Here is a 16,236-nt window from a genome sequence, read left to right on the forward strand (position 1 = left end):
GGCCATTTGCACCGGAAACGCGCCTGCCACGCGTTACCCACGCGACAGCGACGTAACAATCGGGTCACAGCCACGCGCCTTCGACGCGACAGTGAAGCGACAGCCAGGCGACAGCGAAGCGACAGTTGCGGTCGATATGGGCGATGTTGTGCGCGCGTTTCATCGCGGAGGATAGAACAGAGATGAGCGCAATAGGAAAGGCTGGTGCCTTCAGGGCACCTCGTCCTGGCGCAGGCGACGCAGGCGGGGGGCGGACTGGAGCTGGGCGGCTTCCTTGATGCCGACGCGCAGATCCTCGCGTGCCTGGTGGATCGAGGCGATCACCGGGCCCATGGCGACGCCCAGGTCGACCAGTGCGGTTTCGGCCAGTTGCAGCGAGCTTTCGAGCGTTTCGGGCACGGCGTCGCTGGCCCCCGCCTTGTAGAGTTGAGTGGCATGGTCGGCATCGCGGGCGCGGGCGATGATCGGCAGGTCGGGCACCCAGCCACGCACCCGCTTGGTGACGCGCACCGACAGGACCGGATCGTCCATCGTCAGGATGAGGGCGCGGGCATGGCCGAGGCGGAGGCGGTCGAGCATTTCGGCGCGTGCGACGTCGCCGAAGAGGATGGGATAGCCCAGGCGCCGGGCTTCGGCGACGACGTCTGGGTCGGATTCGACGACGATGAAGCGCTGGCCATGGGTCTTGAGCAGGTCGCAGACCATCTGCCCGACGCGGCCAAAGCCGATGACGACGGCGGCCGCCTCGATCTGGTCAGGATCGGCTTCGATACGTTCCTCGCCTATCGCGTTTTCCAGCCGTTGGGCGATGTCATGGCCGAAGCGGGCAAGCAGCGGCGTGATGGTGAGGCCGATGGCGGTGACGATTTGCCAGAAGGCGGCAGTGGAGGGGAGGATCAGCTTGGCGGCGGCCGCCGCCGACAGCACGATCAATGTGGTTTCCGAGGGGCTGGACATCAGCACGCCGACTTCCAGCGCGACGCCCTTGCGCACGCCCGAGAAATAGAGAAGCAGGCCGGTGACCAGCGTCTTGGCGAGCACGACGCCGAGCACGGCGAGCAACAGGCTGGGCCAGTTGGCGAGGATCACGCGCAGGTCCAGGCTCATGCCCACGGTGATGAGGAAGACGCCGAGCGCCAGCCCCTTGAACGGGGCGGTCATCACTTCGACCTCGCCATGATAGTCGGTTTCGGCGATCAGGATGCCTGCAAGCAGAGCACCGACGATCGGCGAGAGGCCGGCGATCGAGGTAGCGAGGCTGGAGACGATCACCACCAGCAGGCTGGCGGCGAGGAAGACTTCTGGGCTCTTGGTGCGCGCGGCCTGGCGGAAGATATGGGGCAGGATGAAGCGGCCGAAGACCAGCATCACGGCGATGGTGAGCCCGCCCTTCAAAAGGGTGGTGGCGAGTTCGTTCCAGGCGGCGTCCGGGCTGGTGGCGACCGAAGGGGCGAGGGCACCGAGCATGAAGATGATCGGTACCAGCGCCAGATCCTCGAACAGCAGCATCGAGAAGGCCGACCGGCCGACCGCGCTCTGGGTGCCGACCATGGGCAGCACTACGGCGGTGGAGGATAAAGCGAGGGCCAGGCCGAGGCCGATCGCGCCGGCCGTCGGCTGGCCAAGCAGATAGAGGCCCATGGCAATAAGGGCCGCACTGCCCAGCAGTTCGGTGGCACCGACGCCGAATACCTGCGCGCGCATGCTCCACAAACGCCGGAAGCTCAGTTCCAGCCCTATGGAAAAGAGCAATAATATGACGCCCAATTCTGCAAATGGCTCAATCGCCGCCCGGTTGGAGATGGTGACATGATAGAGCCAGGGATATTCGCCGACCAGCGAGCCAAGTCCTGCCGGGCCGACAGCAAGTCCCACCAGAATGAAACCGATGACGGGGCTGATGCGGAAGCGGGCAAAGCCGGGAATGACCAACCCAGCAGCTCCCAGGATGACGAGGGAGTCACTGAAGCTCTGCGGATTGATTGCGTCGGTCATGACGCATCATTGCGGGGGAAGCGGGGAATTGCCACCCTTTCGCCAAAAGAAATCCCATGAGGCGCGCTGGAGCTTGTGTCGCGGGGCGCATGGCATTTGCGTTACCGGCCTGTAATTTTCCGGACATCCGGGTGAAAAATCGGGGGTGCTAAAAGGGCGGTCGGATTTGCTATGGACGAATGGTGATGGGAATGATGGCTGCGCCGCTGCAAGATGCGCCGATCAGCGCCGGGGATATCCTGATCTGGGCACGGGTCGAGCAGGCTCTCGCCGGGAAGAACGCGGCCCTGGCGGCGCTGGTCAAGGCCAGGGCGTGCGGGCGGGCCATAGGCTCTGCCGCCGATGTCGAGATCGCATCCGAGCTTTCCCGGATGGAGGAGGCGCAACTGGTAAGGTTGTGGCTGGGTGCTGACGATCCCGAACATCCGACCCGCCGGGAAATGCTCGCGCTCGACCGTTTGGCGTTGATCGACGCCGATTTCTGATCATTGGCCAGGGCAGGCTGCTGCAGGCGATGGGATTAGAGCGGATATTGCCGGTGGATGGGAGAACGCAACGCGCAAAACCGATTCTCAATCTTGCGCGATGCTTCGGAAAACCGGGGTCTGGCTAGACTAGCTGCTTGCCGTTTCGCGCACGGGCGTTGGCAGTGATCGATTGCGAAAGATCAGATTAGCCTGTGTCCTGACGACCATTTCATATTCATCATCGAACTGCGCGATCAGGGGCAGCAGGCCGGGGCGATAGGCGCCGACTTCGCCCGCTTCGAAGATGATCCAATTGGGGCGATAAGGGGAACTGCCAATCAGATGGTTGAGTACCTTGATGTCTTCACCTTCGATGTCGATCGACAGGAGGTCGAAGTAGAGCGGGATATTCTCCCTTTCCAATATGGTCGGCAATGTTTCCATGTCGACCGCGAGGCTCCCCCTTGTCGGACCGAACATCCGGCTGTGATTTTCATTGAGCGATGATACGCCATCGGACGATCCGATATGCAATGTCGCGCTACCGGCCCTGTCGGACACGGCGACATTGACGATTCGATAGTCCAGTGCGCCAAATTCCTCGCGGATATTGTCGATCAGCTTGCTATTGGCTTCAACTAACAGGCCGCGCCAGCCAAACCAGCGCAGCAAGTCATAGCTGTTCGATCCTGTCCGGCCCATTACGCCGACATCAACCAGGATCTTATTGGAGCAGGCTGTGTCCATCATCGCGCGGATCAGCAGCGATACCTCGCCGAACTGGGACATGTCGGCGAAAAATCCGTTCTTTTCCTGCGGATAATATTGCCGCGCAATATCGGCTCGCCGCGCGTAAAATTCCGGTGAGTGCAGGATCGCGTCGAGCACATCCGAAACCGATGCCCGATCATCCGACAGAGCTGCGGCGAAATGGGCATGCCCTGTCGGATCAGGCGCGCGCAGCAGCAGCTTGCGATAGAGAATATCGACCAACTGCCGGGCATCATCATGTCTGTGCCTCCTGCGCCGCATAGCGCGTAGGCACCGCTTCCATAGTCCTGCCAAGCTCTTGCCTTTGCCTACCGAAGATCAGGTCTGATGATGGTGCGGACGATGGGACTTGAACCCATATTCCCCGGGGGAGGCGGATTTTAAGTCCGCTGCGTCTACCGATTTCGCCACGTCCGCGCTGCGCCTTCCCCTGAAGGCTTGGGCGCGGCAGGTCAAGAGGGGCGGTCAGTCGGCGAGCTTGCCGTTCAGCCGCTCGCGCATTTCCTTGCCCGGCTTGAAATAGGGAACACGCTTGGCCGAGACCGGCACCTGTTCGCCGGTACGCGGATTGCGGCCGGTGCGGGCATCGCGTGCGCGGGTGGTGAACGCGCCGAAACCGCGCAGTTCGACCCGGCCTCCGCCCGACAGACGGTCGACAATTTCCCGGAAGAAGAGGTCGACGATCTTCTCCACCTCCTGCAGGCTGAGGCCCGGATTTTCTTCGCCGAGTTTCTGGATCAGTTCAGAACGGATCATAAGTCCTCCAGCACCCCAAATATTCCCCTCCGGACATTTATAAACAATTGGCAAGCCGTTGACAATCGGGGAGCAATCAAATCGTTTCGAAGCGGCAAGGAAATGTCGCATGGACAGGAAAAAGCCCGCCGGAACCTGGGTTCCGGCGGGCTTTTCTTTGCCTGTTGGCAGGAAGGAAGGGATTAGCCTTCGTTCTTGGCCTTGAGCGCTTCGCCCAGGATGTCGCCCAGCGATGCGCCGCTGTCCGACGAGCCATATTGTGCAACAGCCTGCTTTTCTTCGGCGATCTGCATCGCCTTGACCGAGAAGGTCGGCTTCTTGGCGCGGTCGAAACCGGTTACCATGGCGTCGAACTTCTGACCCAGCTGGAAGCGTTCCGAACGCTGTTCGTCGCGGTCGCGGCCCAGGTCGCTGCGCTTGATGAAGCCGGTGGCGCCATCTTCGCCAGCCTGGACTTCCAGGCCGCCGTCGCGAACTTCCAGAACGGTCACGGTGACGATCGCGTTCTTGTTGAGGCCAGCAGCAGCGGCGGTGGTGCCGCCAGCGGCCGGGCCGCCACGCTCAAGCTGCTTCATGCCGAGGCTGATGCGCTCCTTCTCGACGTCGATGTCGAGAACGACGGCCTGAACCGTCTCGCCCTTGCGGTGCAGCGCCAGCGCGTCTTCGCCCGAGATGCCCCAAGCGATGTCCGACATGTGGACCATGCCGTCGACGTCGCCGTCCAGGCCGATGAACAGGCCGAATTCGGTCGCGTTCTTGACTTCGCCCTCGACGGTCGAGCCGATCGGGTGACGCTCTGCGAAGCTGTCCCAGGGGTTGTTCTGGGCCTGCTTGAGGCCGAGCGAGATGCGGCGCTTCTCGGGATCGACTTCCAGAACGATGACTTCCACTTCCTGGCTCGTCGAAACGATCTTGCCGGGGTGGACGTTCTTCTTGGTCCAGGACATTTCCGAAACATGGACCAGGCCTTCGATGCCCGGCTCCAGTTCAACGAACGCACCATATTCGGTGATGTTCGTGACGCGGCCCGACAGCTTCGCACCGACCGGGTACTTGGCGGCTGCGCCTTCCCACGGATCGCTTTCCAGCTGCTTCATGCCGAGGCTGATGCGCTGGGTTTCGCGGTTGATGCGGATGATCTGGACACGGACGGTGTCGCCGATGTTGATCATTTCGTTCGGGTGGTTGATGCGCTTGTACGACAGGTCGGTGACGTGCAGCAGGCCATCGATGCCGCCCAGGTCAACGAACGCACCATAGTCGGTGATGTTCTTGACGACGCCTTCGATGATCTGGCCTTCGGCCAGGGTCTGGATCAGGCCCGAGCGCTGTTCGGCGCGGGTTTCTTCCAGGATGGCGCGACGCGACACGACGATGTTGCCACGACGGCGATCCATCTTGAGGATCTGGAAGGGCTGCGGGATGTCCATGAGCGGGGTGACGTCGCGGACGGGGCGGATGTCGACCTGCGAACCGGGCAGGAAGGCGACGGCGCCGTCGAGGTCGACGGTGAAGCCACCCTTGACGCGGCCGAAGATGACGCCTTCGACGCGGGCGCTTTCGGTGAACTCGGCTTCCAGCTTGTCCCAGGCGGCTTCGCGGCGAGCGCGGTCGCGCGACAGCATGGCTTCGCCATGGGCGTTTTCGACGCGGTCGACATAGACTTCGACTTCGTCGCCGACCTTGAGGTCAGCCTTCTGGCCGGGAGCGGCGAATTCGCGCAGCGGCACGCGGCCTTCCGACTTCAGGCCGACGTCGATCAGCGCCATGTCGTTTTCGATGCCGGTAACGGTGCCCTTTACGACGCGGCCTTCAAAGCCGCCGTCTTCGCCACCGAGAGAATCATTGAGAAGCGCGGCGAAATCGTCGCGCGAGGGGAATGCCGTAGAGGCCATGGTTGGTCCTTCACTCATCATTGCTGGCCAATCGGTTGTGTCCGATGGTCTTTGGCCAAACCACGCGCAGGACCGAATATCCGGCGCGTATCCAAGGGGTTGGGCGGTGGAACGTCCGGGCTGGAAAAACGAAAGGGCGCCCGGAAACATCCGCGCGCCTTATCGGGTCACACGCTTACGGGCGACCTTCAAGCTGGGCGTCCACAAGCGCGATCGCCCGCTGGACGGCCGCGTCTATAGTCAAATTGCTGGTATCTAGCAAGTCGGCGCCATCGGCGATCTTGAGCGGGGCGTGGTCACGGCTCATGTCGCGGGTATCGCGGGCCTGGATGTCGGCGATCAGGCTGTCCATGTCGGGCTGGCCGCCATGGGCCTGGGCATCCTTGAAGCGGCGTTCGGCGCGGACATGGACGCTGGCGGTGACGAAGATCTTGGCATCGGCGTCCGGTGCGATGACGGTGCCGATGTCGCGTCCGTCGAGGATGGCGCCGCCCGGCTGGGTGGCGAAGTCGCGCTGGCGCTGGACCAGCGCGTCGCGCACGCTCTGATGCACCGACACGCGCGAGGCGAGGCTGCCGACCGCTTCGCTGCGCAGCGCCGGATCGGCAAGGATGGCGTCGTCGAAACCGCAGGCGGCCAGCGCGTCGGCCTGATGATCGGGGTCGCCGCCATTTTTCAGCACGGACAAGCCCACGGCGCGATAGAGCAGGCCGGTGTCGAGCACGGGCAGGCCATAATGGCGCCCCAGCGCCTTGGCGATCGTGCCCTTGCCTGATGCGGCGGGACCGTCGACGGCGATGATCATGCGATGGCTCCGAGTGTCTGGAGCAGGGTGGTGAAGGTCGGGAAGCTGGTCGCGACCGGGCGCATGTCGTCGATGGTGACGCCATCGCGCGAGACCAGGCCGGCGACCGCGAAACTCATGGCGATGCGATGATCCAGCTTGGTGGCGATCGGGCCGCCGCCGGGCAGGGGCTGGCCGCCGCTGCCCTCGATGATGATGCCGTCTTCCAGTTCCTCGACCGTGACGCCGATCGCGCGCAGGCCGGTGGCCATGGTGGCGATGCGGTCCGATTCCTTGACGCGCAGCTCGTCGAGGCCGCGGAAGATGCTGCGGCCATGTGCGAAGGCTGCCGCGATGAAGGCGACGGGATATTCGTCGATCATGCTGGGCGCGCGGGCGGGATCGGGCTCGACGCCGTTCAGGGCGGAGGCGGTGACGACCAGGTCGCCGACCGGCTCGCCGCCGACTTCGCGGGCGTTGATGATCTCGATCGATCCGCCCATCTCGCGCAGCAGGTCGATCAGGCCCGCGCGGGTGGCGTTGAGGCCGACATTGCTGATCGTTACCTGCGATCCCGGCACCAGCAGCGCGGCGACCATCGGGAAGGCGGCCGACGAGGGGTCGCCGGGCACGACGATATTCTGCGGCTTGAGTTCGGCCTCGCCCTTGAGCGTGATGATGCGGGTGCCGTCGGCCTGCACCTCGACATCGAGGTCGGCGCCGAAGCCCTTGAGCATGCGTTCGCTATGGTCGCGGGTCGGGATCGGCTCGACCACGCGGGTGATGCCGGGCGTGTTGAGACCGGCGAGCAAAATCGCCGACTTCACCTGGGCCGAAGCGACGGGCAGGGTATAGTCGAGCGGCACGGCCGGGCAGGCGCCGGTCATGGTCAGCGGCAGGCGATCGCCGGGGCTGGTCGTGAAGCTGGCGCCGACACGGGAGAGCGGTTCGGTGACGCGCGCCATCGGGCGCTTGCTCAAGGATGCGTCGCCGACGAAGGTGGCGGTGATGCCATGGCTGGCGACCAGGCCCATCAGCAGGCGGGTCGATGTGCCGCTATTGCCCATGTCGAGCGCTTGCAGCGGCTGGAGCAGGCTGCCGACGCCGACGCCGTGAATATGCCAGATGCCGTCATCGTCGCGCTGGATGTCCGCGCCCATCGCGCGCATGGCTGCCGCGGTGGCCAGTACATCCTCGCCCTCCAGCAGGCCTTCGACCCGGCTTTCGCCCACGGCCAGGGCGGACAGCATCAGCGAACGGTGGGAAATGCTTTTGTCGCCCGGAACCGCCACGGCGCCGGACAGGACAGGGGCGGCGGTGAAGGTCATCGGGCTGGGTTGGTCATTATGGCTGGTCACGGGGTATCCATCATCTTGGAACCGAAAAAATGCGCCCGGCTTTTGACAGCGCGGTCTCGCTATGGCAAGGCGCCCGACGTTTCGTGGGCGACTTCCGTCGTGCCGCGTGATTTCTGTTTGAGCATCGAAGAAGGAACAGGCCGGACATGGTGAAGGCTGAATGGGGCACGAAGCGGACCTGCCCGAAATGCGCGACTCGCTTCTACGACCTGGGCAAGGATGACCCGGTGACCTGCATCAACTGCGGCGCCGCCTGGGAGCCCGAACCGGTGCTGAAGTCGAAGCAGCCGCTGCCGTATGAAGAGGTTGCGCCCAAGAAGGTCGTCGAGACCGCCGATGGCGAGCTGGAGACGGCGGACGATGATCTGGACATCGATCTGGACGTCGACGACGATGGCGATTCGCCGGACAATGACGTCGATCTGGGCGGCGATGACGACCTGGGCGTCGAAGCCGGCGGCGATGACAATGACGACGATAATTAAGTGAAAATTCTGCTTGCCAACGGGATCGCCTGATCCTAGAGGCAGCGACCTCCGAGGCGCCGGACCCAACGGCGCCTCATGATGGTACGGGGCCTTAGCTCAGCTGGGAGAGCGCCTGCATGGCATGCAGGAGGTCAGCGGTTCGATCCCGCTAGGCTCCACCAATTTTTCGGAATCCGAAAATGTCCGGGGGACATTTTCCCGAAAAATTCCCAAGCGTAAGCGCGGGAGGACATTCGGCCGACGGCATTGCCGGACATGGTCTGATCCATCGGGACGCGGCGTGCGCCGTATCAGGATGGGGCCTTAGCTCAGCTGGGAGAGCGCCTGCATGGCATGCAGGAGGTCAGCGGTTCGATCCCGCTAGGCTCCACCATTTTTCCAAATAACATTATGCGCGCGAACCGCCTTCATTGTGCAGCGATTGCGACCTACTCATTTGTCCCCGTAGCAGGTTGGGCGTTGTTCGCGCCTTTGGGCCGCGAAGGCCTGTGCAACAAATGAGCGTTTGTGGATCGCCTTGGTCGTGATCTGTCCAATAATGTTGGTCATGTCGGTCGGATTAGGCTTTTTCGCGCTATGATCCGTCTCAGCGGCAGGATCATCATTCACCTGCTCTGTTTGCACCGCCCTCATCAGTGCAGTCGATGCGTCCTGCCAAAAGCTGGTGGTCAGCTATCCATTCATCCTTGCCGTCCGGCAGTTCCCGGATTTATCCTCGCGGCTTAGCGCATCATGCGCGGCGCGCTTTCGGGCAGGCGCCAGAGGACCGGCAGCACGCCCAGCGCCACGATCGCGATCAGCCAGCCGGGGGCGGACGCCCATCCGCTCGCCTGCGTCAACTGGTGCGACAGATAGGGAGTGAGGCCGCCGAACAGCGCGGTCGCGCCGGTCGCGCCAAAGGCCAGGCCGCTCAGCCGCCCTTCGCCGGGAAATTGCTCGGCCGTGGTCACGGCGCCGACCGCGCTCACTGCCCCGCCCAGCGCCGCTAGCAGGATCGCGCCCACCAGCGCACCGCCCAATGCGCTTCCCTGTGCCATCAGGGCAAAGAGCAGGGCCGGCAGCGTGACGCCTGCGAGCGCCAGCGTGACCAGCACCGGCTGCCGCCCGATCCGGTCGGACAAAGCGCCGACCAGCGGCGTCACCAGGATCACCACCAGCGCGGCGAGCGTCGATAGTGTCAGCGCATCGGCCTCGCCCATGCGGCCGGTCGCGATCAGGAAGCTTGGCACATAGACGATGCCGACATAATAGGTGATCGACCCCAGCGCCGAAATGGCAAAGCCGCGGCCGATCGCGGGGCGATAGGCATGCAGGCTGAGGCGCAGCGGCTGGGCCGGGATGCTGCCACGGGCGCGCTGCGCCAGGAAATCGGGCGACTCCTCGATCCGCGACCGCGCAAGCAGGATGAGGGCCGCGAGTCCCGCGCCGACCAGGAAGGGAATGCGCCAGCCCCAGTCGGCCAGCGCCGCCTCGTCCAGCAGCGCCACGGTCAGGGCCGACAGCGCCACCGCCAGCAGCCCGCCGACCTCGCTCGCCGCCGACGCCAGGGATGTGACGAGGCCGCGCCTGCCGGACGGCGCCCCTTCCAGCAGATAGGCGACGACGCCGGTATATTCTCCGCCGACCGAGAAGGCCATGACACAGCGCAGCGCCAGCAGCAGCCAGCCCGCCATCGCCCCGGCCTGCGCCTGGGTCGGCAGCAGTGCGGTTGCCAGCATCGCCGCGCTCATCAGCGCCATCGACAGCAACATGGTCGGCCGCCGGCCATGACGATCGCCGATATGGCCAAAGACTATCGCGCCCAGCGGCCGCATCAGATAGACGACCGCAAAGCCGGCCAGCACATGGCCGATGCCCGCCGCGCCGCCGCCATAGAAGATGCGCGACAACAAGGTGGCGAGATAGAGATAGAGGGTGAAGTCATACCATTCGACGATGGTCGACAGCCCGGCAATCGCCAGCGATCGCTTCGAGAGGCCGGGTGGCTGCCCCATCGGTGGCGTCTCCTCGTCCATCAGAACAATCCCCCACTCCCTAACCATCGGCAAAGCCGAACGGCGCCCGCGTCCGCCGATAATCGTCGGGCAGCATGTCGCGGCCGATCGGCGGGGCGGACCGGGCCATGCACTGGCTGCGGTGGCACAGGCGACAGGTGACGCCGATCGGCGTCGGCGCGGGCGGCGGCGCATCCTGGCTATAGACCAGCCGATGGGCATGGTCGGCCGCGCAGCACAGCGCGATCGCCCGCTCCACCTTCGCCGCGCCCCAGCTGCCGCCGCCGGCGGTGACGGTGCGCGCGATCGAGAAGAAGCGCTGGCCGTCGGGCAGTTCCAGCCATTGCGTCACCACCTCGCGCGGTGTTTCGAACACGCGATGCACCGACCAGAGCGGGCAGGAACCGCCATGGCGGGCAAAGGGGAAGCCGGCCCCGTCCAGCCGCTTGGAGACATTGCCGGCCGGATCGACCCGCAGGAAGAAGAAGGGGACGCGCTCCTGCCCCGGCTTCTGCAATGTGGTGAGGCGATGCGCCGCCTGTTCGAAGCTGACGCTGAACTGCCGGGCCAGCGCCTCGACATCATAGCGCTTGGCCTCCACCGCCTTGGCGAAGGCGCCATAGGGCATCAGGATCGCCGCCGCACCATAGCCGGCCAATGCCCGCCGGGCGAGCCGCCGCCCGCTTTCGCTGGCGAACTGCCCGTCCTTCAGCAGCGCGTCGAAGCCCTTGCGCATCTCCAGATAGGCGATCTGCAACGCCAGTTGAAAGGCGGAGCTGGCGCCGTCCAGCGCATCGTCCAGCAGTACCGCGTCGCGATGCCGGTCCAGCCGCCGCATCGATCCCGCCATCACGTCCGACGGCAATCGCCGCACCCGCAAATTATGCCGCGCCTTGAGCCAGCCAGCTAAGCCCCCCTCGGCCTCCGCCTCCGTCGCCAGCTTCTCGGCCGCATCGTCGAGCAACGGGAAGCTGTTGCGCCGCGCGGCGATGAAGCGCCGCGCCTCCGCCACCGGATCGGCGCCATCCTCCTGCGGTTCCGCCTCCGCCCCCCGGTCCGCCCCTCTGTCGGCCAGTGCCAGATGCTCCTCGCGATAGCTGGTATAGAGCCGCAGCAAAGCCTCGGTAATGCCGGGATAATTGACCGCGACATCGCCGGTCGCCAGTTGCGGCAGGTCGATGTCGGCGAACATCGGGTCTTTCAGCACCGCCTGTAGCCGCGCCGTCTGCTCCGCGCCGCCGTCGCCCGCCACCTCGGCCATGTCGAGCTTGTAGGTGCGGGCGAGGCGCAACAGCATGTCGGCGGTCAGCGGCCGCTGGTTGCGCTCCAGCAGCGCGACATAGGAGGCGCTGATCTCCAGATCATTGGCCATGTCCGCCTGGGTCAGGCCCAGCTCGCGCCGCAGCCGCCGCAATCGCGGCCCCATATAGACGGGACGATCCTTGGCCATGACACCGACTCCTGTACGCTCTTTACAACTTTACAGCAGATTTTTGTAAAGATCGACAACTGGACTTTGGCAGGGGTGCCGCACCCCGGTTCCTGTGTCTACTTCGCTGTCATTCTTTCTTGCAGCTCACCCCGAGGGAATGACGACATGACCTATCAAAGTGAAATCGCGAAGGCCGACACGCTGATCGGCGGCCAGGGCCATTGGGACGGCATTGCGCCCGAATCCGTCGCCCGCATGCGCCTGCAGAACCGCTTCCAGAGCGGCCTCGACATCGCCCGCTATACCGCGAAGATCATGCGCGCCGACATGGCCGCCTATGATGCCGATCCGGCCAACTACACCCAGTCGCTGGGCTGCTGGCACGGCTTCATCGGCCAGCAGAAGATGATCAGCATCAAGAAGCATTTCGGCACCACCAAGGGCCGCTACCTCTATCTGTCCGGCTGGATGGTCGCGGCGCTGCGCAGCGAGTTCGGCCCGCTGCCCGACCAGTCGATGCATGAAAAGACCAGCGTCCCCGCGCTGATCGAGGAACTCTACACCTTCCTGCGCCAGGCCGACGCCCGCGAGCTGGGCGGCCTGTTCCGCGATCTCGACAAGGCCCGCGCGGAAGGCGACGAGGTCCGCGCCGCGAAGCTGCAGCAGCAGATCGACAATTACGAAACCCATATCGTCCCGATCGTTGCCGACATCGACGCCGGGTTCGGCAATGCGGAGGCGACCTATCTGCTCGCCAAGAAGTTCATCGAGGCCGGCGCCTGCTGCATCCAGATCGAGAACCAGGTTTCGGACGAAAAGCAGTGCGGCCATCAGGACGGCAAGGTCACGGTCCCGCATGAGGATTTCCTCGCGAAGATCCGGGCAGTCCGCTACGCCTTCCTGGAACTGGGCATTGACGACGGCGTGATCGTCGCGCGGACGGACTCGCTGGGCGCGGGCCTCACCAAGCAGATCGCCTTCACCCGGCAAGCGGGCGATATCGGCGACCTCTATAATGGCTTCCTCGACTGCGATCCGGTCGATGCCGGCGCGATCGGCCATGGCGACGTTCTCATCAGCCGCGACGGGCGGTTGCTGAAGCCCAAGCGCCTGCCCTCGAACCTCTATCAGTTCCGCGCCGGCACCGGCGAGGATCGTTGCGTCCTCGACTGCATCACCGCGCTCCAGAACGGCGCCGACCTGCTATGGATCGAAACCGAAAAGCCGCATATCGGCCAGATTGGCGGCATGGTGAGCCGCATCCGCGAGGTGATCCCCAATGCCAAGCTGGTCTACAACAACTCGCCCAGCTTCAACTGGACGCTGAACTTCCGTCAGCAGGTGTTCGACGCGTGGGAAGCGGCGGGCAAGGATGTCGGCGCCTATGACCGGGCAAGGCTGATGAGCGCGGATTTTGACGCCACCGACCTCGGCATCGAGGCGGACGAACGCATCCGCACCTTCCAGAAGGATGCGGCGGCGCAGGCTGGCATCTTCCACCACCTCATCACCCTGCCGACCTATCACACGGCCGCGCTCAGCACCGACAATCTCGCCAGGGAATATTTCGGCGAGGCCGGCATGCTGGGCTACGTCAAGGGCGTGCAGCGGCAGGAAATCCGCCAGGGCATCGCCTGCGTGAAGCACCAGAATATGGCCGGCTCCGACATTGGCGACGACCATAAGGAATATTTTGCCGGCGACGCCGCGCTGAAGGCCGGCGGCACGCACAACACGATGAATCAGTTCGCGGCCTAAACCCTATCCCCATCATCCCCGCTTGCGCGGGAATGACGGGTTGGAGTTGACCGCACGCGCCCCATCTTCCCGGCGATATCCCGATGCTTGTCGGGAAGATGGGTTCCGCAAGCGTAACAAGCATGGAAGATTAGGGTTTCGCGGCCGGGGCCGTGAAGACAGTCAGTTCGCGGGGAATTCGACATTTCTTTTTGAGGTGTGGCCCTTCGCGATTTGGGTGGAAGGACCTCGACGGCCCGGTGGCGCACCACCGGGCCGTTTTTTTCATTTCGCTCACCCTACTCCGTTCGCTTCGAGCGAAGTCGAGAAGTGCGTAGCGCAGTGCCCTCGTTTCTGGACAGGCTCGAAACGAACGGCGGTTGTGTCAGACTATCCCCGCTCGCTGGCGCACCGCCTGCTTCAATATGTCGAGCGGCATCGCGCCCAGCGTCAGCACTTCGTGGAACTGCTTGAGGTCGAACTTGTCCCCCTGTGCCGTCTTCACTTGCTCGCGCAGGTCGTTCCATACCGTATGGCCGATCTTGTAGCTGCACGCCTGGCCCGGCCAGACGGTGTAGCGGTCGATCTCTCCCTGGCTGCGGCCGCGCGCGATGCCGGTGGTGGCGATGAGATAATCGGTCGCTTTCTCGCGGCTCCAGCGCTTGGCGTGCATGCCGCTGTCGACCACCAGCCGGGTGGCGCGGAACAGCAGCGACTGGAGATAGCCGACCTGGCCCAGGGGATCGCCCTTGTACATGCCCATCTCGTCGGCCAGCTGCTCGGAATAGAGCGCCCAGCCTTCGGAATAGCCGCTGTAGAAGCCGCGGCGGCGGATCATCGGGATCGAATCCGATTCCAGCGCCACCGTCACCTGCAGGTGATGGCCCGGCACCGCCTCATGATGGGTCAGCGTGGCGAGGCCGAATTTGGGCCGGTCGAACGTGTCGCGCAGGTTGATGAAATAGATGGCCGGCCGCGACCCGTCGAGCGAGGCATTCTGATAATAGCCGCCCGGCGCCCCCGCCTGGATCGTCACCGGCACGCGGCGCACCTCGACCGGTGCCTTGGGCACGGTGTTGAACGCCTCCCCCAACCGCGCCTGCATCGCCTTGATCTGGCTGTTGAGCTGCGCCAGCAGTGCTTCGCGGCCCGGATCGGTATTGGGGTAGAGCTGGTCGGGGCGCTTGTTGAGCGCGACCAGCCGGTCGCCGACTGTGCCCTGGCTCATCCCTTCGCCCTTCAGGATCGCGTCGATCCGCGACGAGATGCTGGCGACCTGATCCAGGCCCATCTGATGGATTTCGTCGCCGGTCAGCCGGGTCGTGGTCGCGGCCTCGGCGGCGGCCGCATAGAAAGCCTCGCCATCGGGCAGGCGCCAGCAGCCGGCGTCATGCACGGCCTTGGCGCGCAACTGCTGCACCAGCGCGCGCTGGCGATCGACGGCGGGGAAGACCTTTTCCGCGACGATCCTTTCCGCTTGCGCGGCGCGTTCGGGCGGCAGGCCGGCGGCGGCCAGCTTCCTGGCGAAGCTCGCCACCAGCACGGTCTGGGCGGCGGGCTGGTCGCGCAGCGCCGCCTGCATCTTCATCGTCGTGTCGAGGATATAGTCGGGCGCGAACACGCCCTTGGCCGCGTCCGCCTTCTGCCGTTCCAGCTCGCCATCCATGCTGACGGGGAAGGCTTCGAGCCGCGCCAGATAGGCGTCGGCATCGGCCGCGTCCTTCACCCGGTGCTGGCTGTCGAGGAAATCGGGCGTCTCGCGATAGGAGCCGGTCAGTTGGCTGAGGATATAGGGCGCGTAGCGGCCCGCCGTCTCGCCATAGGCGAAACGCTCGCCACCCACCGCGCGGTCGAGCTGATAGGCGACGACATCATAGTCGAGCTGGCTGGCCGGGCTGAGCGTCGCGCGGTCGAGACCGGCAAGCTGCTTCGCCTGCGTCCTGGTCCGGGCGAGGTCGCGGGCCGCGCCGGCGGCGCTGGTATCGCTGAGCTTGCCGCGCAGCGCGGCGCGGGCACCGGTGTCGAGGCCAAGGCGGGTGGCCTGTTCCGGGCTGTCGTCCAGCCGCTCATAGAAGAAGCCGTCCAGCATGGCGCGCAGGCGGGCATCCTGCGATCCCGGCTGCGCAAAGGCGCGCGGGGTGGATGCGGCCAGCGCCGTGGCGCCGCTGGTGGTGAGGAATTGCCGTCGGTTCACGAAATGCTCCCTGTTCTGGCCCTGGCACGAACGGTCACCCGCCCGCCGGGGGCGCCTTAGTGCCGCGCATGCAACCGCTTGGCTAGGGGCGAGGCCGTCATGGCGACATCACAGCGGGATTCTCCTACGAAGTTCACAGTGTAAACGGCCTGTTCGGGGCTTTGGCACCTGTGCCGCATCGGCGACGCGCCTGCCAGGTCCCGCCGAAGCGTCTGTGGCAGGTGAAGGCGGGTTAGCATCGCGCGTCTGGCACGCCTCTTCCGGGTGACACCAGAGCAACCCGACCAAAGCGCATCGCGGTGAACAGGGGCGCCGTACCATCCCCAGGATAGAGCAGGGACAGTGCAAATAGGAAAGCATAAGGG

Annotated in this window: 13 protein-coding genes and 3 tRNA genes; 5 read left to right on the top strand and 11 right to left on the bottom strand. The window is 64.8% G+C overall.

Features of this window, described 5'->3' with window-relative positions:
* Positions 1-210: 210 nt before the first annotated feature.
* On the bottom strand, positions 211-1,995 hold the full coding sequence (locus GGQ90_RS03445) for a cation:proton antiporter domain-containing protein (protein ID WP_188080829.1): 1,785 nt from the start codon (positions 1,993-1,995) through the stop codon (positions 211-213).
* Between the two features lie 191 nt (positions 1,996-2,186).
* On the opposite strand from GGQ90_RS03445, the gene GGQ90_RS03450 reads away from it, so the two are divergent.
* Positions 2,187-2,480 (top strand): hypothetical protein, encoded by a 294-nt coding sequence (locus GGQ90_RS03450; protein WP_246428105.1) that lies wholly within the window; start codon positions 2,187-2,189, stop codon positions 2,478-2,480.
* Positions 2,481-2,609: 129 nt separating this feature from the next.
* Here GGQ90_RS03450 and GGQ90_RS03455 read toward each other — a convergent pair whose 3' ends face one another.
* The 6 genes from GGQ90_RS03455 to aroA form a co-directional block, all read right to left on the bottom strand.
* On the bottom strand, positions 2,610-3,455 hold the full coding sequence (locus GGQ90_RS03455; protein ID WP_188080831.1) for an FkbM family methyltransferase: 846 nt from the start codon (positions 3,453-3,455) through the stop codon (positions 2,610-2,612).
* A gap of 109 nt (positions 3,456-3,564) precedes the next feature.
* Positions 3,565-3,650, bottom strand: a tRNA-Leu gene (locus tag GGQ90_RS03460).
* Between the two features lie 48 nt (positions 3,651-3,698).
* Positions 3,699-3,989: an integration host factor subunit beta gene (locus GGQ90_RS03465; RefSeq protein WP_188080832.1), complete on the bottom strand. Its 291-nt coding sequence runs from the start codon at positions 3,987-3,989 to the stop codon at positions 3,699-3,701.
* Positions 3,990-4,171: 182 nt separating this feature from the next.
* Complete coding sequence (rpsA, locus tag GGQ90_RS03470) at positions 4,172-5,884, bottom strand: 30S ribosomal protein S1 (RefSeq protein WP_188080833.1); 1,713 nt, start codon at positions 5,882-5,884, stop codon at positions 4,172-4,174.
* A 175-nt stretch (positions 5,885-6,059) separates the two neighbouring features.
* A complete protein-coding gene (locus tag GGQ90_RS03475) occupies positions 6,060-6,689 on the bottom strand; it encodes a (d)CMP kinase (protein ID WP_188080834.1) in 630 nt (209 codons plus the stop codon).
* Positions 6,686-7,996 (bottom strand): 3-phosphoshikimate 1-carboxyvinyltransferase, encoded by a 1,311-nt coding sequence (gene aroA / locus GGQ90_RS03480; RefSeq protein ID WP_188080879.1) that lies wholly within the window; start codon positions 7,994-7,996, stop codon positions 6,686-6,688. Before aroA ends, GGQ90_RS03475 begins: the two co-directional genes overlap by 4 nt.
* Positions 7,997-8,172: 176 nt before the next feature.
* On the opposite strand from aroA, the gene GGQ90_RS03485 reads away from it, so the two are divergent.
* From GGQ90_RS03485 to GGQ90_RS03495, 3 genes are all read left to right on the top strand, one after another.
* Positions 8,173-8,511 carry a TIGR02300 family protein gene (locus GGQ90_RS03485; RefSeq protein ID WP_188080835.1) on the top strand — a complete coding sequence of 113 codons (339 nt, stop codon included), beginning with the start codon at positions 8,173-8,175 and terminating at the stop codon, positions 8,509-8,511.
* An 88-nt stretch (positions 8,512-8,599) separates the two neighbouring features.
* A tRNA-Ala gene (locus tag GGQ90_RS03490) sits at positions 8,600-8,675 on the top strand.
* Between the two features lie 136 nt (positions 8,676-8,811).
* A tRNA-Ala gene (locus tag GGQ90_RS03495) sits at positions 8,812-8,887 on the top strand.
* A 59-nt stretch (positions 8,888-8,946) separates the two neighbouring features.
* Here the strand turns inward: GGQ90_RS03495 and GGQ90_RS28950 are convergent.
* The 3 genes from GGQ90_RS28950 to GGQ90_RS03505 form a co-directional block, all read right to left on the bottom strand.
* Positions 8,947-9,147 (bottom strand): hypothetical protein, encoded by a 201-nt coding sequence (locus GGQ90_RS28950; protein ID WP_223178056.1) that lies wholly within the window; start codon positions 9,145-9,147, stop codon positions 8,947-8,949.
* 89 nt (positions 9,148-9,236) lie between these two features.
* Positions 9,237-10,508: an MFS transporter gene (locus GGQ90_RS03500; RefSeq protein WP_188080880.1), complete on the bottom strand. Its 1,272-nt coding sequence runs from the start codon at positions 10,506-10,508 to the stop codon at positions 9,237-9,239.
* Positions 10,509-10,548: 40 nt separating this feature from the next.
* Complete coding sequence (locus GGQ90_RS03505; protein WP_188080836.1) at positions 10,549-11,958, bottom strand: helix-turn-helix domain-containing protein; 1,410 nt, start codon at positions 11,956-11,958, stop codon at positions 10,549-10,551.
* 147 nt (positions 11,959-12,105) lie between these two features.
* On the opposite strand from GGQ90_RS03505, the gene GGQ90_RS03510 reads away from it, so the two are divergent.
* A complete protein-coding gene (locus GGQ90_RS03510) occupies positions 12,106-13,698 on the top strand; it encodes an isocitrate lyase (RefSeq protein ID WP_188080837.1) in 1,593 nt (530 codons plus the stop codon).
* Between the two features lie 364 nt (positions 13,699-14,062).
* On the opposite strand, the gene GGQ90_RS03515 is transcribed toward GGQ90_RS03510, so the two are convergent.
* A complete protein-coding gene (locus GGQ90_RS03515) occupies positions 14,063-15,871 on the bottom strand; it encodes a DUF885 family protein (protein ID WP_188080838.1) in 1,809 nt (602 codons plus the stop codon).
* Positions 15,872-16,236 lie beyond the last annotated feature (365 nt).

Source organism: Sphingobium scionense (assembly GCF_014197035.1).
GTDB classification, from domain to species: Bacteria; Pseudomonadota; Alphaproteobacteria; order Sphingomonadales; family Sphingomonadaceae; genus Sphingobium; species Sphingobium scionense.